Origin of the sequence: Thalassospira xianhensis MCCC 1A02616, from assembly GCF_003326475.1 — a bacterium.
GTDB lineage: Bacteria > Pseudomonadota > Alphaproteobacteria > Rhodospirillales > Thalassospiraceae > Thalassospira > Thalassospira xianhensis.
The window spans coordinates 1-24,276 of record NZ_JPWA01000022.1; the positions used below are offsets into that span (position 1 = coordinate 1).

The 24,276-nt window shown below is 54.8% G+C and carries 22 protein-coding genes and 1 pseudogene; 15 read left to right on the forward strand and 8 right to left on the reverse strand.

What is annotated here, in order from left to right; translation table 11 throughout:
- A pseudogene (locus tag TH5_RS16555) lies at positions 1 to 233 on the forward strand (aldehyde dehydrogenase (NADP(+))); the annotation flags it as partial.
- Between the two features lie 59 nt (positions 234 to 292).
- Positions 293 to 1,018, forward strand: coding sequence for a ribonuclease activity regulator RraA (locus tag TH5_RS16560; protein WP_114122773.1), 726 nt, complete (start codon positions 293 to 295; stop codon positions 1,016 to 1,018).
- An 84-nt stretch (positions 1,019 to 1,102) separates the two neighbouring features.
- Here TH5_RS16560 and TH5_RS16565 read toward each other — a convergent pair whose 3' ends face one another.
- From TH5_RS16565 to xylF, 5 genes are all read right to left on the reverse strand, one after another.
- On the reverse strand, positions 1,103 to 2,347 hold the full coding sequence (locus tag TH5_RS16565; RefSeq protein WP_114122774.1) for an ROK family transcriptional regulator: 1,245 nt from the start codon (positions 2,345 to 2,347) through the stop codon (positions 1,103 to 1,105).
- A 105-nt stretch (positions 2,348 to 2,452) separates the two neighbouring features.
- The gene (locus TH5_RS16570) at positions 2,453 to 3,634 is read right to left on the reverse strand and encodes a fumarylacetoacetate hydrolase family protein (RefSeq protein ID WP_114122775.1); all 1,182 of its coding nucleotides are present in this window, start codon (positions 3,632 to 3,634) and stop codon (positions 2,453 to 2,455) included.
- Positions 3,631 to 4,449: an ATP-binding cassette domain-containing protein gene (locus TH5_RS16575; RefSeq protein ID WP_208638470.1), complete on the reverse strand. Its 819-nt coding sequence runs from the start codon at positions 4,447 to 4,449 to the stop codon at positions 3,631 to 3,633. The genes TH5_RS16570 and TH5_RS16575 overlap by 4 nt, the downstream gene beginning before the upstream one ends.
- Before the next feature lie 12 nt (positions 4,450 to 4,461).
- Complete coding sequence (locus tag TH5_RS16580; protein WP_208638471.1) at positions 4,462 to 5,727, reverse strand: sugar ABC transporter permease; 1,266 nt, start codon at positions 5,725 to 5,727, stop codon at positions 4,462 to 4,464.
- Between the two features lie 84 nt (positions 5,728 to 5,811).
- Entirely contained in the window at positions 5,812 to 6,843 is a 1,032-nt protein-coding gene (gene xylF, locus TH5_RS16585; RefSeq protein ID WP_062959037.1) for a D-xylose ABC transporter substrate-binding protein, read from the reverse strand.
- A 244-nt stretch (positions 6,844 to 7,087) separates the two neighbouring features.
- On the opposite strand from xylF, the gene TH5_RS16590 reads away from it, so the two are divergent.
- The 4 genes from TH5_RS16590 (at position 7,088) to TH5_RS16605 (ending at position 11,880) form a co-directional block, all read left to right on the forward strand.
- Entirely contained in the window at positions 7,088 to 7,849 is a 762-nt protein-coding gene (locus TH5_RS16590) for an SDR family NAD(P)-dependent oxidoreductase (RefSeq protein ID WP_114122777.1), read from the forward strand.
- An 80-nt stretch (positions 7,850 to 7,929) separates the two neighbouring features.
- A complete protein-coding gene (locus TH5_RS16595) occupies positions 7,930 to 10,098 on the forward strand; it encodes a dihydroxy-acid dehydratase domain-containing protein (protein WP_114122778.1) in 2,169 nt (722 codons plus the stop codon).
- Between the two features lie 113 nt (positions 10,099 to 10,211).
- Positions 10,212 to 10,907: a dienelactone hydrolase family protein gene (locus TH5_RS16600; RefSeq protein WP_114122779.1), complete on the forward strand. Its 696-nt coding sequence runs from the start codon at positions 10,212 to 10,214 to the stop codon at positions 10,905 to 10,907.
- Between the two features lie 130 nt (positions 10,908 to 11,037).
- On the forward strand, positions 11,038 to 11,880 hold the full coding sequence (locus TH5_RS16605) for a fumarylacetoacetate hydrolase family protein (RefSeq protein ID WP_114122827.1): 843 nt from the start codon (positions 11,038 to 11,040) through the stop codon (positions 11,878 to 11,880).
- A gap of 60 nt (positions 11,881 to 11,940) precedes the next feature.
- On the opposite strand, the gene TH5_RS16610 is transcribed toward TH5_RS16605, so the two are convergent.
- The gene (locus TH5_RS16610; protein ID WP_114122828.1) at positions 11,941 to 13,530 is read right to left on the reverse strand and encodes an FGGY-family carbohydrate kinase; all 1,590 of its coding nucleotides are present in this window, start codon (positions 13,528 to 13,530) and stop codon (positions 11,941 to 11,943) included.
- Positions 13,531 to 13,753: 223 nt separating this feature from the next.
- On the opposite strand from TH5_RS16610, the gene TH5_RS16615 reads away from it, so the two are divergent.
- Complete coding sequence (locus TH5_RS16615; protein ID WP_114122780.1) at positions 13,754 to 14,488, forward strand: HAD family hydrolase; 735 nt, start codon at positions 13,754 to 13,756, stop codon at positions 14,486 to 14,488.
- Positions 14,489 to 14,494: 6 nt separating this feature from the next.
- Here the strand turns inward: TH5_RS16615 and TH5_RS16620 are convergent, their stop codons facing one another.
- Positions 14,495 to 15,226: a FadR/GntR family transcriptional regulator gene (locus TH5_RS16620; protein ID WP_062950776.1), complete on the reverse strand. Its 732-nt coding sequence runs from the start codon at positions 15,224 to 15,226 to the stop codon at positions 14,495 to 14,497.
- Between the two features lie 133 nt (positions 15,227 to 15,359).
- On the opposite strand from TH5_RS16620, the gene TH5_RS16625 reads away from it, so the two are divergent.
- The 3 genes from TH5_RS16625 (at position 15,360) to TH5_RS16635 (ending at position 18,172) form a co-directional block, all read left to right on the forward strand.
- Complete coding sequence (locus TH5_RS16625; RefSeq protein ID WP_114122781.1) at positions 15,360 to 16,343, forward strand: aldose epimerase family protein; 984 nt, start codon at positions 15,360 to 15,362, stop codon at positions 16,341 to 16,343.
- Positions 16,344 to 16,428: 85 nt separating this feature from the next.
- Positions 16,429 to 17,145, forward strand: coding sequence for a FadR/GntR family transcriptional regulator (locus TH5_RS16630; RefSeq protein WP_082824712.1), 717 nt, complete (start codon positions 16,429 to 16,431; stop codon positions 17,143 to 17,145).
- A 124-nt stretch (positions 17,146 to 17,269) separates the two neighbouring features.
- Positions 17,270 to 18,172: an SMP-30/gluconolactonase/LRE family protein gene (locus TH5_RS16635; protein WP_114122782.1), complete on the forward strand. Its 903-nt coding sequence runs from the start codon at positions 17,270 to 17,272 to the stop codon at positions 18,170 to 18,172.
- A gap of 66 nt (positions 18,173 to 18,238) precedes the next feature.
- Here the strand turns inward: TH5_RS16635 and TH5_RS16640 are convergent, their stop codons facing one another.
- Positions 18,239 to 19,000 (reverse strand): 2-keto-4-pentenoate hydratase, encoded by a 762-nt coding sequence (locus TH5_RS16640; protein WP_114122829.1) that lies wholly within the window; start codon positions 18,998 to 19,000, stop codon positions 18,239 to 18,241.
- Positions 19,001 to 19,277: 277 nt separating this feature from the next.
- Here TH5_RS16640 and kdgD point away from each other — a divergent pair, with 277 nt between their 5' ends.
- The 5 genes from kdgD to TH5_RS16665 all read left to right on the forward strand — a co-directional run bounded on the left by kdgD (position 19,278) and on the right by TH5_RS16665 (position 24,157).
- Positions 19,278 to 20,204, forward strand: coding sequence for a 5-dehydro-4-deoxyglucarate dehydratase (gene kdgD / locus TH5_RS16645; protein WP_114122783.1), 927 nt, complete (start codon positions 19,278 to 19,280; stop codon positions 20,202 to 20,204).
- A 203-nt stretch (positions 20,205 to 20,407) separates the two neighbouring features.
- Complete coding sequence (locus TH5_RS16650) at positions 20,408 to 21,400, forward strand: TRAP transporter substrate-binding protein (protein ID WP_114122784.1); 993 nt, start codon at positions 20,408 to 20,410, stop codon at positions 21,398 to 21,400.
- Between the two features lie 93 nt (positions 21,401 to 21,493).
- Positions 21,494 to 22,039 (forward strand): TRAP transporter small permease, encoded by a 546-nt coding sequence (locus TH5_RS16655; RefSeq protein ID WP_114122785.1) that lies wholly within the window; start codon positions 21,494 to 21,496, stop codon positions 22,037 to 22,039.
- Complete coding sequence (locus TH5_RS16660; RefSeq protein ID WP_114122786.1) at positions 22,040 to 23,329, forward strand: TRAP transporter large permease; 1,290 nt, start codon at positions 22,040 to 22,042, stop codon at positions 23,327 to 23,329. It begins immediately after the preceding gene.
- Positions 23,330 to 23,362: 33 nt separating this feature from the next.
- Positions 23,363 to 24,157 carry an NAD-dependent epimerase/dehydratase family protein gene (locus TH5_RS16665; RefSeq protein WP_062950797.1) on the forward strand — a complete coding sequence of 265 codons (795 nt, stop codon included), beginning with the start codon at positions 23,363 to 23,365 and terminating at the stop codon, positions 24,155 to 24,157.
- Positions 24,158 to 24,276: the final 119 nt, after the last annotated feature.

Consider the following 24,276-nt stretch of genomic DNA (forward strand, 5'->3'; position numbering starts at 1 on the left):
CGGCAGATGCGCGTTCACTTATGCCGATCTTGGAACGTAAGGCGGGGCGTATTCTGGCCAACGGTTTCCCGACCGGGGTTGAGGTTTCCGACACCATGGTGCATGGCGGGCCATACCCGGCATCGACCAATTTCGGGGCGACATCGGTTGGCACCATGTCGATCCGTCGCTTCCTGCGTCCGGTTTGCTATCAGAACATCCCGGCGGATGTCCTGCCAGCTGATTTGGCCTGATCGTATTTCATTGATTTGCCGGGGTGATTGCACCCCGGCGTACCTACGGAGTTCATATAATGAGCGATTATGTCCTTGGCGACGCAACGCGCGACAAGCTTAAAAAGGTCAGCACGGCCTCGCTATGCACGGCCCTTTTCAAACGCGGTCTGCGCAACCAGTTTATTCAGGATGTCGGCCCGGTTGCGCCCAAAGGCGAAAACATGGTCGGGCAGGCTTATACCCTGCGCTATATCCCGGCCCGCGAAGATCGCAACCCGATCGAGGTTTTCCGCGATCCCAACCATCCGCAGCGTGTTGCGGTTGAACAATGCCCGGCTGGTCATGTTCTGGTGATGGATAGCCGCAAGGATGCCCGGGCGGCATCGGCGGGTTCGATCCTTGTGACCCGCCTGATGAAGCGTGGTGTTGTCGGTATCGTTACCGATGGTGGTTTCCGTGATGCCGAAGGCATTGGCAAACTTGATATTCATGCCTATCACAATCGTCCGTCGGCTCCTACCAACCTGACCCTGCATGAAGCCTATGATCTGAACGTGCCGATCGGGTGTGGCGATGCGCCGGTTTTCCCGGGTGATGTTCTGGTCGGTGACAAGGATGGTGTCGTTGTCATTCCGGCCCACCTCGCTGACGAGCTGGCCGAAGAATGCGCAGGCATGGAAAGCTTCGAGGACTTCGTTCTGGAAGAAGTTCTGGCGGGCAAGCCGATCATCGGCCTGTATCCGGCGACCAAGGACGAAACCAAAGCCAATTATGAAGCATGGCGCAAGAAAACGGGTCGCTGATCCCGTTATGTTTTGCTGAATATCGCGTAAAGCCGCCCCGTTTCGGGCGGCTTTTTGCATTTCGGGTTCGGATGATTGATCCGGTCAGTTTACCGGTGGGTTGGCAAACATGCTTTCGTCATGGCGCAAAAGGCTTTGGCCGATTGCGCCCTGCAACGCCAGATCCTTGTCCCACGGCAGGTGGATGATCTTTGGTCCGCTGCGAAGCTCCGGTACCTGTGCCTCGCGAAGGCCGCGTTCGATTTCGGGTTCCATAAGATCATAGGCCCGTGCGCCGGAACCAGTGATCAGGATGCGTTCCGGTCCCAGAAGGGCGATCAGATTGGCAATGCCATATCCGAGTACCTTTCCGGCGTGGCGGAACAGATCGGCAAGGTCTTCGTGGCCGTCACGCGCCCGTTTGACCAGATCCATCATCTGCTTTTCACTGGGATGCAGGCTATTGGCGTCGGGCATGTCAATAAGGCCGCTGGCATCACGCAAAATGGCGTAGTCCCCGATATAGGCTTCGATACAACCGCGTCGCCCGCAATTGCAAAGCGGCCCGTCGGGCTGGTATTTCATATGGCCAAATTCGGCGGCCGCGCCAAAATGCCCGTTATAGACAGCCCCGTTCAGGACAAGTCCCATACCCACACCATAGCCCAGCATGATCACGGCAAAATCGCCATTACCGCCAAGATCGTTATTCTGGGTGATGGCGGTTGCAATACAGTTGGCATCGTTTGACATCTGCACAACACCGCCAAAGCGTTCGCGTAACGGTTTGGTAATCGCGATGTGTCGATTGCGAAGGGCCGGTGACCAGATGATTTCGCCGCTATTGCTGTCAGCGACACCCTGTATGGCGATGCCGACCCCGACAGGCGGGTTCGGCGCGATATCGCGGTTATCAGTGATGAATTGGTCAATCAGATCGCACAGCGTTGTCACCAGTGATGTCTCATCAAGATCGCGGGTATTGATGCTGTGCTGGATACTGCGTTCGATCTCGCCCTTGAAATTGCCCAGCGCGATTTCAACCAAATTGATGGTCAGTTTGACACCAATCACGCAGGCCGCGCCGGGCACAAGATCAAGCAGAACCTTTGGACGACCGCGCGTGGCACTTTGGCCGTTACTGCCATTTGCGCTGCTTGGTGTGCCCTGGGTTTCTTTGACCAGTCCCTGTGCAATCAGATCGGCGGTCAGCGAGGTAACGGTTGCCGGGCTTAATCCGGTGGCATTGCCGATATCGATCCGTGCGGCCGGGCCATGGATGCGCAAAAAGCGCAGAATGGCAATCTGGGACGGTTGGCGCGGGGTATCGTTATCGGTTCGACGGCTCATCGGCGGGGCCTGTTATTCTGCAAGGCGGGATCGGAACCGGGCGAAAACCCGGTTCCGGATAAGGGCATGTTTTTTAACGCTTTGGCAAGCCGGTGATGCACCGGGTTAAAGCAATCCGCGCGCGGCCAGATTGGTCATCAATGCTGTGATGCCAAAGGTCCATGGCGCAATTGCATCAGACCGGTCGACCTGATTGCAAAGCGTGCCGAGGCAGGGGGTCGAAATGGTGACAAGGTCGCCCATTTCATGGGTAAAGCCCTTGCCCTTGCCGCCACGATCATCGGTGGGCGCAAACATCGTGCCCAGAAACAGCATGAAGCCATCCGGATACTGGTGATGTTTGCCGCATGCCTGTGCTGCCAGGCTTTCGGGCGAACGGCTGATCTGGCTCATGGAGGATCCAGCATCAAGGTGATAGCCATCCTGCCCGTCGACCGCCATTTTAAGATCGGCCTGCTTGACGGTTTCAAGCGTGAAGTTGCCATCAAAAATACGGATGAATGGTCCGATGGCGCAGGAGCCATTATTGTCCTTTGCCTTGCCCAGAAGCAGGGCAGAACGGCCTTCGACGTCGCGCAGATTGACATCGTTGCCAAGGGTCGCGCCGACGATTTTGCCCTTTGAACTGACGGCCAAAACCACTTCGGGTTCCGGGTTGTTCCAGTTTGAAATCGGGTGCAGACCGACATGCGCACCATGACCGACGGCGGACATGGGTGGGGATTTAGTAAAGATTTCAGCATCCGGGCCAATGCCGACTTCAAGATACTGCGACCATGCGCCCTTGGCGATCAGGACTTCCTTGATGTCGGCGGCCTTTTTCGATCCCGGTTCGATCTGAGACAGATCGTCGCCGATGATGCCGGTGATTTCGGCGCGGATCAGATCGGCCTTGCTGGCGTCGCCGCGCGCCTGTTCTTCGATTACACGTTCCAGAAGGCTTGCGACAAACGTCACGCCACTGGCCTTGATCGCCTGAAGGTCATTGGGGCTGAGCAAATGAAGTGTTTGCGATCCAGCACCGGGTTTCGATGCGGCAGCAATGTCATCCAGTGTTCCGACAAGCGGGAAACCCGACGGGTTACGAAGCTGCGATACCAGGTCCTCGCGTTCAAGAAGCTGGCTGATGGTCGGGGCCAGTTTGCTGATATCGCGGAGGTTTCCCTGATCGACAACAACCGGGGTCGGGCCGGAAACGCGCGGATCCCAGACACGACCGACCAGGATGGCATTACCATGATCGTCGGGCAGAATATCGCGGGCGGTATTCGGAAAGTCGATAGTCATTCGAGGGCCTCTTTGTTCGGGGCGTTGGTGGCACCCGGCCCGGCCAGATGCATAAGGTGTTCGGGCATTTTACCCAGAATGATCATGCCCAGAACATCGTCATGGGTGACATCCTTGGTCGGGACGGTGCCAACCAGCTTGCCGTTCTTCATAACATGCAAACGGTCAGACAAATCAAACACATCATGAAGATCATGACTGATCAACAAAATACCGAGCCCGTCACGTTTAAGCTGGGCAATCAGTTCACCAACCATGCGGGTTTCATGCACGCCAAGCGCCGCACAAGGTTCATCCATGATCAGGACGCGGGCTTCGAACAAAAGCGCGCGCGCTATCGCGACAGATTGGCGTTGCCCGCCCGAAAGGGCGGAAACCGGTGATGTAAATTTATGGAAGTTCGGGTTCAGGCGATGCAGGACTTCGCGGGCCTTATGTTCCATCGCCGCGTCATCCAGAAAGCCGAGCTTGTCGACGATTTCACGACCCAGAAACAGGTTTTGTGCGGCGTCAAGGTTATCGGCAAGGGCCAGGTTCTGATAGATGGTTTCGATATTGTTGTCACGGGCATCGCGGGCATTTTCAATTTTGGCTTCGTGGCCATCGACGATGATCTGGCCGGTATCGGCCTTGTATGCGCCTGAAAGTACCTTGATCAGGGTTGATTTGCCTGCACCGTTATGGCCCAGCACGCCGACCACCTCGCCGGGATAAAGATCGATGGAAACCCCGTCGACTGCCTTGACGCCGCCAAAGCTGATATGGATGTCGCGCATTTCGACCAGCGGGTTTTGACCGGTTTTGATATCGTTCATTTTCCGATACTCCTAGCTGGTCGGGTCGCTGTAGCGACGATGGAAATATTTGTCGCTGAACACGGCAAGGACTAGCACAAGGCCGATGACGATGCTTTGCAGCGATGTATCAACACCCAGAAGAGCCATGCCGCTTTGCAGGCTTTGCATCACCAATGCGCCAATCAGTGCGCCATAAATAGTACCAACACCGCCCGCCAGTGACGTGCCGCCAATCACAACCGCGGCAATGACGCGTAATTCGTCAAGCGTGCCAAGGTCATTACCCGCCGATTGCAGGCGTGCTGATGAAATCGCCGCACTGATCGCGCACAAGACACCCATCAGGGCAAAAACCGCAACCGTCATGCGTTTGACATTGATGCCGGCCAGTTCGGCGGCCTGCGGGTTGCCACCCATGGCGAATACATAGCGCCCGAACCGGGTGCGTTTGGCAACGATGGTCAGCACAATCGCCACAAGGGCAACAATCAGAAGCGGGATCGGAATACCATGCGAAATCATAAGGTTTTCCGGCGTTACCGGAAGGCCGCGATCTTCTAGAATGCGTTCAGCCGCACGTTCGGGTAGGTGATAGGCATTCAATGTGATGATCGCCACCAGAACCAGCCCGGCCTTAATGATTGTATTGGTATATTCCGCCCAGATAGGTTTGACCGGGAACTGGAAGGAAAGCCTGCGGCGGCGTTCCATGATTGCGGCATAGATGATGGCGACAATCGCAACTGCGGCTACGATCCAGCTCCAGGTTGCGCCAATGGTGCCTTCGATCCCGCCACCCAGCAGCATGAAATTATGATCTAGCGGGGCAACAGTACGACCCTGTGTGACCCACCATGCTGCCCCGCGCCAGACCAGAAGCCCGCCAAGCGTGACAATAAAGGCCGGAACACCCAGATAACCAACAGCCAGTCCCTGAACGCCACCAATTGCCGCCCCGATGATCAACCCGACCAATAGGGTGATGATCCATGTCATCGGGTGATTGTATTCAAGGAATTGCGGCAGGAAATCGGTTTGCACCACGCCCATGATCATCGCCAGAACACCCAGCATCGCACCGACCGAAAGATCGATATGGCGGGTGACAATGATCAGAACCATGCCGCATGCCATCACGGCAACAGACGCGGTCTGGACAGACAGGTTAAAGATGTTTCGCGGGGTGATGAAGCGGCCGCCGGATGCGATATCAAAGCCGATCCAGATAACCAGAAGCACAACGGCGAGCCCCACAAGGCGGCGGTCGACTTCCATCTTGGCAAGTAGTCTTGTCATGTAAAATGCTCGTCAGGCAGCGGGGCCGGTCGAAAGGGTGCGGCCGGCCCCGGGGTTTAACAAGGTCGGAGGGAGGAAACCTGCCTAGTTACAGGCAGCGACCTTGCCGCTTTCAACCCCTTTGCAGACGACGTCTTTCGATACCCAGCCCGCATCGATCACAAGATCAAGCTTGTTCTGGGTGATCGCCACCGGATCAAGGAAGTAGGATTTCATGGTGACGCCGTTCGGGCTGTTCCAGTCCTGGGTACCTTCGACATCTCCAAGTTTGGCGCCTTTTGCCAGTTCAACCGCGATTTCAGCCGCGCGCTGCCCCAGAAGGCGGGCATCTTTCCAGACCGAAACCGTCTGGGTGCCAAGGGCGACACGGTTAAGTGCTGCGTGATCGCCATCCTGACCGGAAACCGGGATGCCCTGCATGCCCTGTGCGGAAAGGGCGGCAACAACACCACCAGCGGTGCCGTCATTCGAGGCGACAACAGCATCGACCTTGTTGTCGGCAGCGGTCAGGAACTGTTCCATGTTGCGCTGGGCGATGGCTGGCTGCCAGCTATCGGTATAAGCTTCGCCGACGACCTTGATGTCGCCGCTATCGATCGCGGCCTGAAGGATTTCAAGCTGGCCTTCATGCAGGATATTGGCGTTCGGGTCAGTCGGTGCGCCTTTGATGAAGACGTAATTGCCTTTCGGCTGTTCGGCAAACACGGCTTCGGCCTGAAGACGGCCGACTTCCTTGTTGTTGAACGTAATGTAATAGGCGTTCGGGTCTTCGATCAGGCGGTCATAACCAACCACCGGAATGCCTTCATTGATGGCCTGCGTGACTGCAGCGCCAATGGATGAGGAATCCTGTGCCAGAACGATAAGGGCATCTGCGCCACGCGAAATCAGGCTTTCGATATCGGAAAGCTGTTTGGACGGCGAGCTTTGAGCATCGGCGCTGATATATTGTGCGCCAGCTGCTTCAAGCGCCTTCACAATGGCGGCTTCGTCGGTTTTCCAGCGTTCTTCCTGGAAGTTTGACCAACTGACACCAACGATCAGGTCATCGGCAAAGGCGTTGGCGGAAAACAGCACGGCACCGGCCAGTGCGACCGAGGAGAGGAGTTTTTTCATCTGTTTCTTCCCTGAATGATATGTGTCTTGCAATGACATTTATTTTTGTTGTCGAAAAAATGTTGACGCCTTCGATCCGTCCTGTCAAATTTTTTTTAATGAGCAAATTAAAAATCTCGCTTTTCAGGCTTGAATTCAGCATTGAACCGCATCTTTAGTTGATTCTAGGTGAGTTTGAGTTGGTGCAGCGCAGCATTTAATTTGATTGTGAAAAATAAAAGATGAAAACAAGTCAGGGAACGTCATGACAGCGAGTTATCACGACTTAGACGGCAAATCGGTTCTTGTGACCGGCGGCGCGTCGGGCATCGGGGCGTCTATCGTCCGGGCTTTTTGTGCGCAGGGGGCGCGGGTCGGCTTTTTTGATATCGATGATGCTGCTGCGGCAAAACTGTGTGCCGAAATCGAACGTGATCTGGATGTTCGTCCGCACTACATGTCACTTGATCTGCGCGATCAGGCCCAGATTCCCAAGGCCGTTACCGAAATGGCATCAAAAATTGGCGTGATTGATGTGCTGGTGAACAATGCGGCTCGCGATGATCGCCACAGCCCCGAAGAAACCGGGCCGGATGAATGGCGTGACAAGCTTGATGTCAATCTGTCACACCAGTTTTTCTGTTCGCGTGCCGTGGCAAAGGGCATGGCCGAAAAGGGCCGGGGCAGTATCATTAATTTCAGTTCGGTAAGTTATTTGATGGGGCTGCCCGACCTGGTGGGGTATGAAACTGCCAAGGCAGGGGTCGTAGGTATGACGCGCGCACTGGCGCGTGATTGGGGGGCGGATGGTATCCGGGTCAATACGGTCATTCCGGGCTGTATCATTACCCAGCGACAGCTTGACCTTTGGATCAGCCCGGAAGATGAAGAGCGCATTCAGTCCGAACAATGCATCAAGCGTCGACTTGTCGGGGATGATGTTGCACAGATGGTGCTTTTCCTCGCATCTGACGTGTCATCGGCATGTTCGTCACAAAGCTTTATCGTCGACGGCGGACTTGTCTGATAGTCTGCCCAAAACGAAGTAACGTTACGCCATAATCGCCAGTATTCCGCAGCCCCGATATCCGGCAGTCAGAGACGATCATGCCCCACCAATCCCGATCCATCCCCAATGCCATCACCATTGATGAAAAAGCCAATCCCTATCGCGACTGTATTCAGGGGTTGGCCAATCAGCCTATTACGGTTGTCCGTCTTTTGCGTGATGCGGTGAATGAAAACCCGGTTGTTGCCAGCGATCGGAAATTTGCGGTGCCCGAAATCCGCGATGTGGTCGGGCGGTTGGTGGAAAACCGGCCACGCATTGCGATTATCGGCGGCGCACCGGATCATCCTGCGCATTTGCTGGACCGGCCTCAGGCCTTGATGGCGGCCATTCGTATCTGGGAAATGGGCGGGGTGCCGTTCCTGTTTCATGTACCGGTAATCTGCGATGGCACAGCGCAAAACAATATCGGCCAAAGCTATTCACTTGCGTCACGCAACCATACGGCGGCCGCCGTGAACATTACCTTTGAAGGCCACAGTTATCATGCGGCTTATGTGATTGCCGGGTGCGACAAATCACCTTCGGCCGTTGTGGCCGGTTTGGCGGCGGCCGATCAGGCGCGGAAATATCGCGGCGATCAGGCCCCGGTTTGGGCGGTATTTGCCCCGTCCCACGTGCTGAAGGGGGGCGAAATTCCCGACGGCACCCGCCGGTTGCTTGATAAAATTGCTGATGACGCGGATCGTGCCGGGCATGATGACCTTGGTTCCGACATTCGTGAAAACATGCGCTATATCCTGCAATGCACATCGGATGAAGCCTTTGCCGGGTTGCTTGATCGTGCACGGTTGCTAGGCATTATCGATGGCAAGATGGAACGCCGGGTTCTTGACGAGCTTGCCGGGGCGACCTGTGATTCCAAGGGGGGAATTTGCGCCTTTAACGGTACGGGTAATTCATCGCGCACCATGCTGGCAGCCTTTGGTCTGACGCCGCCGGAACTGGAGTTGCTGACCGATGTGCCGCCCTATGCGGCCGTGGCGGCCGGGATTGATGCGCTGTTTGGTGTGTTTAACAAGCCCGAATATGCGATCAGCAATCTGTTGAAACGCAACTTTGCCAATTTCGTCCGCATTCACAATGCCACGGGGTCAAGCAGCAACATGCTGCTGCATTTGCCCTTCATGATGCGCTATGCTGGGTTTGATGTGACGATTGATGATTATCAGGATGTGCGTCTTAAAACGCCGGTGCCGGAAATCTTCGCCCATAGTCTGACCGAAAACCGCGATACCTTTGTTCTGGCGCAGCAAATGGCCGAAGGCAAAAACCGCGGCATGGAAAGCATCTATCGCATTCTGGCCGATCTTGGTGTGGCGATGGATCTTGATGCGCCGACGGTTCTTGGCAAGACGTGGGGGGAAAGGATTGCAAATCTTGAAAACCCCGTTGATCTGTCGCTGGGGGATAAATCGGTTATCCGGGCAACACCGGTGCGCAAGCGGTCCGGTGTTGATGTTCTGACCGGCAGTTTCTTTGAGAATTGTGCGGTCAAGACATCGGGTATGAGCGACCATCTGATCGAACATTTCGACGATCACGTTTTCATCGTGCGCTATTACGAAAACGAGCATGTCTGCAATGCTGATTTTGCGTCGCCCGATCTGGTGACGCGTTTGATTGAAACTGATGGTGTGGACGAAGACCTGATTGCTGCCGTGGTCCGGCGCAATGGCGGCAACCGGGTTGATATGGATGCGCCCAAGGACATGCTGGCACAGGGGCATTTGTCCTTTGCCTTTGTCATTGGCGGGCAGGGGCCGGAAGCCTATGGCATGCCGGAAATGTTTTCGCCGTCCCAGAACCTTCGCCATCATCGCATCCTTGAAGCATCCAGTATGCTGATTACCGATGGCCGTTATTCCGGCGTGACCAAGGGGGCCTGTATCGGCCATATGGTCCCGGAAGCATTTTCTGGCGGTGGTATCGGTCATTTGCGCGATGGCGATGTGCTGCGTCTTGATCTGACGAAAAATACGCTTGATTGGCTTGATCGTGATGCGTTCCTTGCCGGGACCGAAACCGCCGGAAGCCCGATTGATCTGGCGGATCGTGCACCGTTATTTGCCGAACGGCAAAAACGCATGGTCTCCCGTCAATACGATATCGCGGCCAGTAACGTGATGGATCATGTATCGAACGCGGCACGCGGGATTGTGCCCGGTGTGGTGGACCGCCGTGCGGTCAATCCGTGGCGAAACTGATCTGAGGGCAGGGGATTTCTGCCGCGCCCTTGCGAAATCGATGTGATCCAATACCTCAACAGGGAAACAACCGGCGTCGCCGGAAAAATCGGATATCGACAAGGAGGACCATCATGACCAGCAAGCTGACCGTAACGACGCCAGACGGAAATTTCGATGCCTATGTCGCCATGCCTGCCAAGTTACCGGCACCGGTGGTGGTGGTTATTCAGGAAATTTTTGGTGTTAATGCCGTGATGCGGGGCATTGCCGATGACTATGCCAAGCAGGGATATATTGCGGTTTGTCCCGATCTGTTCTGGCGGATCGAGCCAGGGATCGAAATCACCGACAAGACCGAAGAAGAATGGAAACAGGCATTTGGCTATTATCAGGCATTTAATGTCGATAAGGGCGTCGAAGATATCGCCGCAACCCTTCAGGCAGCGCGCAAGCTTGATGGTGCAAATGGCAAAGCAGGGGTTGTCGGTTTCTGCCTTGGCGGGCTTTTGACCTTCCTGTCGGCGACGCGCACCGATGGCGATGCGTTTGCGGTCTATTACGGCGGTGGGATGAACAATTATGTCGGCGAGGCCGGAAAGATCAAACAGCCGGTGATCATTCACCTTGCCGGGAATGATGAGTATATCCCCGCCGATGCGCAGGCGGTTATCAAGGACGCGCTTGATGATCATCCGTTGACAGAGCTGCATTTCTATCCAGGTCGTGATCACGCCTTTGCGCGCAAGGGAGGGGCGCATTACGACCAGAAGGATGCTGAAACCGCCAATTCAAGAACGGCCGAGTTTTTCAGCGCCAACCTTGCCTGACCTTATAAAAGATACCAGAAAGGGCCGCAAATATGCGGCCCTTTTGTTTTGGGGGGCGGATCGTTGCTGGACCGCATGTCAAATTATTTGTATGAGGAATGCAAATAGACCGATCATGGGAGGAAACAAAATGAAACTGCTGCGTTTCGGCGCTGTTGGTGCGGAAAAACCCGGATTACTCGATCAGGGCGGTGTAATCCGAGATTTGTCGGCGGTGATCGAGGACTTCAATCCAGACACCATTTCCGATGCCACCTTTGCCAAAATTGCCACCCTTGATCCGGTAAGTCTTCCGGTCGTCTCGGGCAACCCGCGGATCGGTGCCTGTGTTGCCAAACCGGGCAAGTTTATCTGCATTGGTCTGAACTATTCCGATCACGCGGCCGAAGCAGGCATGCAGGTGCCGCCTGAGCCGATCATCTTTTTCAAGGCAACGTCGGCGGTTTGCGGCCCGAATGACGATGTGGAAATTCCACGCGGTTCGCAAAAATCCGACTGGGAAGTCGAACTGGGCATCGTGATCGGCAAGGAAGCCAAATATGTGACCGAGGCAGAGGCGCTTGATCATGTGGCAGGTTACTGTGTGGTCAATGATGTGTCTGAACGCTCGTTTCAGCTTGAACATGCCGGCCAGTGGGTAAAGGGCAAAAGCCACGATACGTTTGGCCCGATCGGACCGTGGCTTGTGACACGGGACGAGGTTGCCGACCCGCAGAACCTGCGCCTGTGGCTGGAACTGAACGGCGAACGCGTCCAGAATGGCAGCACCGCAACCATGGTTTACGGCGTTGCCCATCTAATCAGCTATCTGTCGAAATTCATGACCCTGCAACCGGGCGACATCATCACGACTGGTACCCCGCCCGGTGTCGGTATGGGTATGACGCCGCAACGCTTCCTGAAACCCGGCGATGTCATGGAACTTGGTGTCGAGGGGCTGGGAAGCCAGCATCAGAAAACCATTCAGGCCTGATGAGGCTTGCTAGCAAAATGAAAAGCCCCGCAGCGTATGTTGCGGGGCTTTTTTGATGAATCAGCCTGCGGCCATGGCATCAAGTTCCTGTCGGTGGGCATGAAGCTTGTGGAAAATGGCATAGCGCCTATCGTGGGCGTCCTTTGCGGTTTGGTCCGGCGCGTGGATGGTTTCCTTGCCAGCCATCCGGCGCGACGCAAGTGCAAGACCGCCTTCGGGATCAAGGGCCGCCGCACCCAGCATCGCGGATCCCAGCAGGACCGGTTCGGCACAGTCGGACATCACGACATTGCAGCCGGTGACGTCGGCATAAAGTTTGACCAGAACCGGGCTTGCAGTGTGTCCGCCGCTTAGATGGATATGTTTGATGTCATAACCGGTCGCGTTCAGGGCATCAATGATATGGCGCGTGCCATAGGCAATCGCGCAGGCGGTTGCCCAGTAAAGGTCAAGGAAGCTTTCCTCGCTTTGATCAAGGCTGAGGCCGGAAATCACGCCAAGCGCTTCTGAATCGGCGAGTGGTGACCGGTTACCATGAAAATCGGGCAGAACATGTAGGCGCGGCGCAAGATCAGGTGTTTCCATCATCCGGTGCAAAAGTTTTTCGCCGGCAAGCTTGTGAGCATCGCGACCCATAGCATGCGAAAAAGGATGCATGGCAACAATGTGATCAAGCAATGCACCGGTTGCCGACTGGCCGCCCTCGTTAAGCCAAAGACCCGGCGCAATCGCCCCGAAATAGGGGCCCCATACGCCCTTGATGAAGCGCGGTTCGGATGACAGCGCCATATGGCAGGTTGAGGTTCCGGCAATCATGGCGAACCGTTCATCCAGATTGCCATCCAGATATTCGCCAAGAGTACCAAGGGCCCCGGCATGGGCATCAATCAAGCCTGCTCCCACGACGCAATCGGTGGTCAGGCCAAGTTCGGCCGCACTCTGTTCGGACAAATTGGCGATCAGATCGCCAACACCCAATGCCTTGCGGTCAATTCCAGCTTTGCCCGGGAAATCATCAAGACCGATCTGATCAAGAAATGCGCGATCCCACGGATCATCCTGATGGGCCAGATAGGTCCATTTGCAGGTTATCGTGCAGCAGGACCGCTCGTTGCTGCCAGTTGCGCGGAAGGACAGGAAATCGGCAAGGTCGTAAGCCGCACCCATTTTATCCCAGTTCTGACGGTGGTGGCGTTTTAACCACATAAGTTTGGGCAATTCCATTTCGGGTGACATGGTGCCGCCGATATATTCAAGAACCTTTGCGCCGGTTTTTGTGCATTCTTCGGCCTCGCGGACCGCGCGGTGGTCCATCCAGACAATAACATCCCAGTTATCGCCGCCGCCTGGGGTGACACCAAGCGGACGGTTATTGGCATCGCGGATCACGAGCGAACAGGTGGCGTCAAACCCGATGGCTGCGACCTGATTGGCTGCGATGTTTGATTTTGTCAGCGCATCGCGAACCGACTGGCAAACCGATTGCCAGATATTTTCCGAGTCCTGTTCGACGAAGTCGGGTTTGGGCTTGTTCATGGCGATTGCATGGGCGGCACTGCCGAGCAGTTTTCCATCCTGGCTAAACACGCCTGCGCGCGCACTCCCGGTGCCAACATCCACACCGATAATGACTTTGTCTGTAAGGCTCATATGGTATTCCTCCCGCGGGGCCGGCTGGCGGGAGCCCTGTATTTTATAGGCAAACCCGATCCCGGTTTTATGCATTCTTCGCGCGTGTTGGTCACCGCGATAAATTAGTGCCGTACGTAATTGAGCAAAAGTGCATCGATTGGTCAAATGTTCATTTTGATTGACGATGACATTCGCGATTGTATAGGCTTTTGTGATCAAACCCAACGAAGCCAGGTTCAACATGGCCCCCGGAAATGTCCAAGATAACGCCCGTAACCCGGCGTCGGCTCCGATCATGACCGGCAAGGATGTCGTTCTTTTCGATTGTGACGGCGTTCTGGTCGACAGTGAGTCTATTTCGCTGGCGACGCTTGTCGATGTGCTTGATCATTATGGTGCACCGCTTGATCTTGCCGAAGTTGCCGCCCGTTTTACCGGGCGATCAAGTGCGGCACCAATTGAACATATCCGTATCGAAACCGGACGGGATATCACCGCAGAATTCAAACCGTTCTTTTATGAACGGCTGTTTGCCCGCTATGACGTCGAATTGCAGAAAACAGACGACATCGAGGATGTCTTGAATGCATTGCGCCGCCGAAATGTCGCGTTTTGCATTTCATCAAGCAGTTCGGTGCAGCGCCTTGAACGTACGATGGCGGTTACCGGCCTTGGTCACTGGTTTGGTACCGACATCTATAGTGCGGATTTCGTCAAGAACGGCAAACCAGCACCTGATCTGTTTTTATATGCCGCCGATAAAATGGGCTTTCGCCCGGAACAGGCGGTGGTGATCGAGGATTCCGTTGCCGGGGTCAAGGCCGCGGTGGCCGCAGGCATGACCTGTATTGGTTATGTCGGTGGCGGGCACTATGCGGAAGATCGCAAAATTGCCGCAGCCCGGCTTTGCGAAGCCGGGGCTGACGTGGTTTTTGACGGCATGCGTGATATCGCAGCCCTGATTAGTCAGGGCTGATTTTATCTAGCGTTGACGCAGCAGGCTTTGATAACGGGCCTGACTTTGGCTGAGATGTTCGCGCATTGCCGTGCGGGCGGTTTCGGCATCGCGCGCGGCAATTGCATCAAAGATGCGATGATGTTCGGCCAGAATTTTCTGCATGTAGTTTTTCTGGTCTTCGACCTCTGGCGGGCGGCGGCGCAATTGCGCGCGCGGGATGGTTTTATCGCCCAGATGTTCAAGGAACTCGACATAGCGCCGATTGTTTGTCGCATCTGCAATGGCGCGGTGGAACTCGAAATCGGCCTTTTCTGTCGGATTGCCGCGTTCGAACTGGTCGGTCATTTCTTGCAGGGCTTCGTAGATTTTCGCCTGCTGTGCCGCCGAACTTCGCGCACAGGCAAGACCTGCGGCCTCGATCTCGACCGCCATGCGCAGTTCAAGAATTTCCAGAACATCAGAAATCTGCGCGGAATCGACAGCAAAGATTGCGCTACCCAGTTTGCGTGGGCTGGGGGCGAGCACAAACACACCGGCCCCCTGGCGCGGTTCAAGCAAACCGTCGGCCTTTAGGGCTGCGATGGCCTCGCGCACGACCGTGCGGCTGACGCCGAATTGTTCGGTCAGCACGGGCTCGGTCGGCAGTTTACTGCCGGGGGTGCGCATGCCGCTTTCAATTTCGTGTCGCAGGCTTGCGATGACCTTTTCGGTCAGGGAAACTTTGCGTGGTGCATTTCGCGCGGCGTTGTTGCTCATTTTCTTGCTCTGCAAATCCGCTATGATCGGAACCAGATGTTAATAATGACAAACTTAACATCCTGAAATAGTCCTACGATGTTGGTGACGGAAAGTCATCATATGATTTTGATATAGTGACGAGGCGACGATAATGGCCAAAACGGCCGAAGCTGAATATCGCTGGAACAGCGGCCCTTTCAAGGTCGGGATTGTGCCCCGTGGTGGCGCCATTTCAAGAATCGACTGGGTACGTCCCGACGGCAACGGGGTGATCAACCTTTTGCGCCCGATTGACGACTATGCCCTGACATCGGGTAATCCGTCGCATCTGGGATGTTTTCCGATGGTACCGTTTGCCAACCGGCTGGGTTATGCCCAGTTCGAATTCGACGGCAAAACCATCAATGTTCCGGCCAATCGGGCACCGGATCCGCATGCAATTCATGGATTTGGAATTTCCAGTGTCTGGGATATAGAACGCCCGACAGTTGATACCATCCGCTTCAATCACAAACATGACGATCCGCAGACGGGTTTCTGCTATGTCGCCTGGCAACAGATCAAAGTTGCAAACGATACCATTTCAATCGAAATCGGCGTGCGTCATCTGGGAAAGGGACCGATGCCTTATGGGATCGGGTTGCATCCATGGTTCCCCGGCGGTGAAAGCGCATGGGTGCAGTTTGTTGCGACCGACTGTTTTAGCACGGATGAGGGAAAATTGCCGACCACGCGAACGGTGATTGATCTTGGGCGTGACTTTGCCGATGGCAAGATGATCCGCCATCACAAGGGGCTTGATGTTCATTATATCGGCTGGAACAAACAGGTGGAAATGGTCTGGGCAGACCGGCAGTTAAGCCTGCTTCTGGAAGCCAGTGACACTTTGTCGAATCTGCAATTCTATATCCCGGAAAACGGTCAGACATTCTGTGTCGAGCCGGTGTCGCATGTACCAAACGTTCATAACCGTCCGGAATTCAAGGAATTCGGCGATGTTAGGGTGCTTGGCTATAACGATACGCTTTCTGGCGTCATGACCCTGACACCAGGCCTTTTGACCGGATCGGATAATGGCCTTGTCGATGATCACGAGGAACCGGTCGGCAGGCGGGATTATTCACTGGTCGACTGATTGCTTCCCCTTTACCCCTTCAGAATTTGCCGATAAAACTTACAAGTAAGAATGACAAGATGACAAGTTGATGGGGATTGGGGAAATGACCGGCTTGCAGCTTAAAATACAAAAGCGTGAAAAGCTTGCGGATCAGCTTTATGGGCAAATTCTGGAACAGATTGTGTCTGGCAATCTGTCCGAAGGGGCAAAGCTGCCCTCTGAAAATGAAATATGTGCGTCTTTTGGTGTGTCACGGCCCGTGGTACGTGAAGCGCTGCGTAAATTGCAGTCTGACGGGTTGGTCTATGCCCGCCAGGGGGTTGGGTCTTTTGTCAAGAAACGTCCGCCACAAGGGTTGATCGAGTTTGGCGGCATCAATGATGTGGCGGGGTTGCTGCGCTGTTTTGAGGCCCGGATCGCGATCGAGGCAGCAACTGCACGGATGGCGGCGGAACGTGCCACCCTGCGCCATCATCGCGATATCGAACGGGCGCTTAAAATGCTTGAACAAGGCATTGCAGCCGGTGACATCGCCGATCAGGCAGATTTTGAATTTCATATGTCAATCGCACGCGCCAGCGGAAATGATATTTTTGTCACCATGCTGACGTCGCTGCATGGCGTGATTGCCAAAACCATGAATGTCGCGCTTAACATCACCCGTACCGGATCGGCTGACCGGGTGAAAAAGGTTCTTTTGGAACATCGCCAGATTTATGATGCAATCCGTGGACAGGACGGGGAAAGTGCGGAATTGCTGATGCGTTATCATTTGCATCAGGCCCGTCAGCGGGTAACCGACCATGCGCGTGATATGTAGCTGGAAGGCGTATGGTCTCATACAAGCCTGTAAAGTTTCCAAGCAAATTTATTGACAAGTGCGCCCGTGCGCCTGCACACAAGTCATATGACGAATTGCGTCGGAAAGAATACAGGAACGGATCATGTCAGGTGATATTTCAGCCGTGCAGCAGCCCCGCATTCTGCTGGAGGAACGGTTCGAACTGGGCGAATGCCCGAACTGGGACGGAGACAACAACCGCCTTTACTGGGCCGATATCGTCGGTCAGAAAATCCATGCACTTGATATCGAAACCGGGCAGCGCCACAGTTGGTCATTCGAGAGCGAAGTCGGCTGTTTCGGACTAACCGATCAGGGGCGTCTGGTTGTGGCGCTGAAAAGCGACATCGTCCTGTTTGATCCGAAAACCGGGGATAGAGAAAAGCTGGCGGTTGTTGATGGCGACAATGACATGAGCCGCACTAATGACGGCAAAATCGGCCCGGACGGGACGTTCTGGGTCGGTACAATGGATCAGAATGCCGACAAGCAACCGGTGGCATCGCTTTATCGCGTGACAGGCAAAGGTGAGGTCGAACACAAAGCCGGTGGGATCAAGATTTCCAACGGTCTGGCATGGTCGCCCGATGGACGGATTATGTATCACTCGGATTCTCGCGGGCCTTGGGTCAATCGCTGGGACTTTGATACCAAAACCGGCGCGATCAGCAATTGTCAGCGTTTCCTTGATCTTGATGACATGATCGGACGTCCGGATGGTGCGGCGGTTGACATGGAAGGTTGTTATTGGAGTGCTGGTGTTTCGGCAGGCAAACTGAACCGGTTTGCGCATGATGGCACGTTGCTGCTGTCTATTGATATGCCGATGCCAAATCCGACCATGCCGTGCTTTGGCGGGGCGGATATGAAAACGCTTTATGTTACCAGCCACATGGAAAATTATCCGGCGGAAAAACGTGATGAATTCCCCGACGCGGGCAAACTTGTCATGTTGCGTGTCGATGTCGCGGGCGTGCCGGTCAACCGGTTCCGCGAAGGCGGATAAGACATAACACCTGAAAAAAAGGGCCGTGCAGTTTGTTCTGCACGGCCCTTTTTGCTGTCCGGATGCTTATGCTTTGATAGTGGCATGGACCGTGCCGACACCGTTAAAAATCGCATCAATTCGACCATGACTGATCAGCGTTGGCGTCGCGCAGGCCCCGGTGGTGATGACGTCACCTGCCTTTAAATGCGTGCCGCGTTTAGCAAGGAATCCGACCAGATAGGCCAATCCGCCAAACGGATCGGGCCATGCGGCCGGATCGCTATTCTGGGCGAGGATTTTGTCATCCGATCTTGTTTCTACCGGTACATTCAAAAACGCCATATCCCGCCAATTGATGATTTCCGGGCCAAGCACGAGATAGCCGGTAGAGTTAAGATCGGCCAGTGTTGCAACCGGTCCCTGTCTATCACGATATCTGCGGTCTGCGATTTCGATTGCCAGATGCACGCTTTTGATGTGGTCCAGAACCGTATCAATGGTGGCGTTGCTATCGGGCGTGCTAGCCATGACCACGGCAATCTCGGCCTCGATATTTGGGAAATGAACATCATTTGTGGTGATGGTCGCCCCGTTTTCGATGATCCGGCCATCCAGCAACGGCCCGACCAGCGGCCCTTCAATCCCAAGCCCTGCCTGTGCAACGCGTGTCGCGACCGAAAGCTTCCATCCGGTTTGCTTCGCGTCAGTCAGGGCAAGAGTGGCTTGCTGTATCTCGTAGGCAGTATCGAAGTCGACCGGACTCGCGTCTGCGGGCAGGGGATCTATCAGAATGTTTTGCTTAAACGCATCGGCCAGAATCCGGCTTGCCTTGGTGATGTCGGTCATTTTCCGCGCGCATCCTTCTGTTTTTGCGATGTTTTCAGCAGCGTAGCGGCATGAAAGCATAAAGTCATCATATCAATTGTCGAGAGTCGTGGATTTGCAGTGTCAAACCCGTTGATATGATGATTTGGCTGAAGGGGCGGTATGGGCCAAATTCCCGGTAAATCGCTGTTTTCTCGCTAGACTAAAGTTTGTGAGTAATATGATTGACACAATGATATGATGAATTTATAGAATCATCATAGGTTATGTCGCCGATTTATGAATTGAAGGACGATTTATGCATTATCAGGATCTGAAAACGGCAATTGGTGCCGGGCTTCTTTCTTTCCCGGTTACGCCGTTCAAGGCGGATGGTTCGCTGGATATGGATACCTACCGTACACATGTGGCCTGGCTGGCCCAGTATCCGGCAGCAGCGCTGTTTGCGGCCGGTGGCACAGGCGAATTTTTCTCGCTGACCCCGGCGGAAGTCGTTCGGACCGTCCGCGTTGCCAAGGAAGTTGCCGGTGATACCCCGATCATTGCCGGTTGCGGTTATGGTACGGCAATGGCCGTCGAACTGGCGCACGAATGTGAAAAGGCCGGTGCGGATGGTCTGCTTCTGCTGCCGCAATATCTGGTTGGTGCCAAGCAGGAAGGCCTGTATGAGCGCGTCAAGGCGGTTTGTAATGCGGTGAGCATCGGTGTGATTGTTTACAACCGCGACAACTCGATCCTGTCTGCCGAAACGCTTTCGAAATTGTGTGACGAGTGTCCCAATCTGGTCGGCTTCAAGGATGGGCACGGCGATATCGAACTGGTAACGCGCGTTTGTGTCACGATGGGGGATCGTCTTTCCTATATCGGTGGGATGCCGACGGCCGAAGTTTTTGCCAAGGCATACAAGGCCGCGGGTGTGACCACCTATTCGTCGGCGATCTTCAACTTCCTGCCCAAGCAGGCACTGGAATTCTATGATGCGCTGACTCGCGACGACGATGCGACGATGAACCGCATCCTGACTGATTTCTTCTATCCGTATCTTGCGGTGCGTGATCGCGGCACGGGTTATGCCGTGTCGATCGTCAAGGCAGGCATGCGCGTTATCGGCCGTGATACCGGCCCGGTTCGCAGCCCCCTTACCGATCTGAGCAGCGAAGAACACGATATGCTGGCTGACGTTATCCGTAAGGCGTTCGGCGAGGACGCACTTAAGGCTGCCTAAGCTTGACGACCCCGGCAGGTGGCTTCTGCCGGGACTACCTCTGCGACGCCGCAAAAGCAAATGGCGCGCAAAATTCGGTTGTCAGAAAAACCATTACTTGTTGTTACAAGTAACAAGATGTAAGGTTTTCTGACAACAACTGGTCCCATCAGGGAAAACAAGACTTTAACGTTGAATGACATAAAGTCACGGGAGGAATATCAATGAACAAGTTTATGAAAACCACGACGCTGACACTTGCCGCAGCGGCAATGTCGGTTGCTTTTGTTGCCGGTGCGCAAGCACGTGAATGGCGTGGCTGGAACATCCATCCGGCAGACTATCCGGTTTCGACCGGGATGGAAGAATTCGCCCGCCTGATCAATGAAAAATCCGGTGGAAACCTTGAAGCCAAGGTTTATCACGGCGGCGTTCTGGGCGATCAGCCTGATGCCATTCAGCAGGTTCGCCTTGGCGGTCTGGACTGGGCTGTTTTCAACCTCGGCCCACTCGGTGAAGTTGCGCCTGAAGCAAACGTTGTTTCGCTGCCTTTCATCTTCAAAAACGTCGAAGCGATGCATGAAGTCATGGACGGTCCGGCAGGTCAGCAGATCGCAGACGGCCTTGCCGAAGCAGGTCTTCAGGCTCTTGGCTGGTACGATTCCGGTGCGCGTTCCTTCTATAACACCAAGCATCCGATCAACACGCCCGAAGATCTCAAAGGTCTTAAATTCCGCGTGATGAGCAACGATTTGTATGTGCAGATGGTTGCAGCCCTTGGTGGCAACGCAACCCCGATGCCGTATGGCGAAGTTTATCAGTCGCTGAAAACCGGTGTTATTGATGGCGCGGAAAACAACTATCCGTCCTATGACAGCTCCGGCCATTTCGAAGCTGCCAAATACTATTCGGTGACCCAGCATCTGATCCTTCCGGAATGCCTGTGCGTGAACAAGGCGCTTTATGACGGCCTGTCAGATGACGAGAAGAAAATCCTTCAGGAAGCTGCGGATGAGTCGGTCAAGGTACAGCGCGCTGCCTGGGCAGAACGTGCAGAAAAGTCCAAAGAGAAAGTTGTTGCAGCCGGTATCGAAGTGAACGAAGTCGCCGACAAGTCAGCGTTCCAGGATGCGATGCAGCCTGTCTACGACAACTTCATCAAAGCCAATCCGGATCTGGCCGATCTGGTCAAGGCAATCCAGGACGCCCAGAAATAATTGATCAAGCCATAGAAGGGCGGCGACATTTTCGCCGCCCTTCTTTACGCTTGTATCCGGTCTTTTTGTTAATCCATTTCTGGCGGCGTGCGAATGCTTTCACAACTCACCGGGATGCTTGACCGTTTGGGTGGCGGACTAGCCAAAATCCTTAATCTGATCGGCGGAATTGCGCTGGTAGCGTTGATCCCCAGTTTTGCCTGGCTGGTTTTCGGGCGTTATGTCCTTAACGAAACCCCGACCTGGGTCGAACAGATTTCCCTGATCCTGATTGTTCTGATTACTTTTCCGGTTGCTGCAGCCTGTATCCGAGACAACAGCCATCTTTCGGTATCGTTTTTCCGCGATGCATTGCCGCCCAAGGCCGCGGCTGTTTTGGCCTTGATCAGTTATGCGGCCATGGTGGTATTCGGTTTTTACATGTTGGTCGGCGCCTACGATCTGGTTGTTTTCAACTGGGCCAAAAGCATGCCGATCATCCATGTTCCCGACGGATTGCGGTCCATTCCGATGCTGGTCTGTGGCGGGGGCATCGTATTTTACAGCCTCGTGCATATCCTTAAAATCATCACCGGTTGGAAAAACATCGCGCATAGCCGGTTTTACAGCGACGAATTGCTTGATAAGGACACTGAATAAATGGGCATAACCATTCTTTTGGGCCTGTTTGCCGTTGGTATTGTCATTGGCATGCCCGTTGCCCTTGCACTTGGTATTGCGGCCCTTGCGACCTTTTTCTTCGAGGGTCTGCCAACCCTGATCGCGTTTCAGCGTATCGGTTCGGGCATCAGTGCCTTTTCGCTTCTGGCCATTCCGTTCTTTATCTTTGCCGGCGAACTGATGCTTCATGGCGGGATTGCTAACCGGCTGGTGCAGTTTGCAACCGCACTGGTCGGCAGCCGCCGCGGCGGACTTGGCATTGTGAACGTGTTTTCATCGATGCTGTTTGGCGGCATTTCCGGATCGGCCGTAGCCGATACATCGGCACTCGGCTCGATCCTGATCCCGGTGATGAAAAAGGAAGGCTATCGTGCCGATTATGCGGTCAACGTTACGGTGACCTCGTCGATCGCGGGTATCATGATCCCGCCAAGCCATAACATGATCCTCTATGCGGTTGCGGCCGGTGGCGGGATTTCGATTTCCAAGCTGTTCATGGCTGGACTGGTGCCGGGCATCATCATGTGCCTGCTGCTTGGCCTTGCGACATGGCTTGTGGCGATCAAGCATGGCTATCCGGCTGTACCGTTTCCGGGATGGCGGGTTGTCGGGGTTACGGCCATTCGTGCCATTCCGGGCTTTTTCACCGCCGTCATTATCGTCGGCGGTGTGTTGAGCGGTGTGTTCACAGTGACGGAATCCGGTGCCATCGGTGTGGCCTATGCGTTGATCATTACCGGGCTTGTCTATCGCGAACTGAACTGGGCCGGGTTTGTTGCGGCGGTCAAACAATCGGCGAAGACAACGGCCCTTGTCATGCTGCTGGTCGGGTGTGCGTCGGCCTATGGTTACATGCTGGCGTTTTATCAGGTACCCGATGCATTGGCGCATGCGATTACATCCGTTACCGATAACCCGATCATGGTTCTGTTGCTGATCAATATCATGCTGCTGATTGCCGGCATGATCATGGACATGGCCGCATTGATCCTGATCTGTACGCCGATTTTCCTGCCGCTGGCGACCCAATTCGGCATGGACCCGATTCAGTTCGGTATGGTGCTGATGATGAATTTGGGGCTTGGCCTTTGTACGCCACCGGTCGGCTCCTGCCTGTTTGTCGGTTGCGCGATTGGCGGGGTGAAGATCGAGAAGGCCGTCATGACGATCTGGCCGTTCTATCTGGCGATCCTGACGGCGCTTATGCTGACAACCTATGTACCGGCGATTTCCCTGACGCTGCCGAACCTTGTGTTTGGTGGGGGCTGATTGCGGACCAAGATGACTTCAAAGAGGAAGACGATGAAACGTTTGCTGATTACCGGTGCTGCCGGCAACCTTGGAAAAATCCTGCGCGAGGGGCTTAAAGGCTATGCCGATGTCCTGCGCCTTTCGGATATCGCACCGATGGATCCGGCCGGTCCGGGCGAGGAAGTCGTGCCGTGCGATCTTTCGGATCGGGCCGCTGTGCATGAACTGACCAAGGATTGCGACGGGATCATTCATCTGGGCGGAATTTCGATTGAGGCCGCATTTGATGACCTGCTGCAGGCCAATTTCCTTGGCACCTATAACCTTTATGAAGGTGCGCGCAAAAATGGCAAGCCGCGCATCCTGTTTGCCAGCTCGAACCACGCCATCGGGTTCCACAAGCGCACGACCAAGCTTGATGACAAATCCGAACTGCGCCCCGACAGCCTTTATGGTGTCACCAAATGCTATGGCGAGGCATTGGCAAGCTATTACTACGACAAGTTCGATGTCGAAACCGTCTCGCTTCGCATCGGGTCGTGCTTTGAAAAGCCGCGAGATCGCCGGATGTTGTCGACATGGATGAGCCCGCGCGATTTTATTTCCCTGATGAAGGCGGTATTTGATGCGCCGATGACTGGCCATCTAGTGATGTATGGTGTGTCGAACAACCGCACGAAATGGTGGAGCAACGACCACGCCGATCTGATCGGCTGGCAGCCGCAGGACAGTTCCGATATCTTCCGCGAAGAAATCGAGGCAGCCTTCCCTGCGGAGGACCGCCATGATCCGGCTGTGATCTATCAGGGCGGTGGTTTTGCCGCCAAGGGCCACTTCGAAGACTGATCCTTGATTTTTGTTACGCATACAAAGGGCCGCATAAGCGGCCCTTTGTTGTTTTTGGTGAAAAAACGCTGCTGCATTTCGTCTATGAGATAATGACCAATTACTTTCGGCATGAGGAA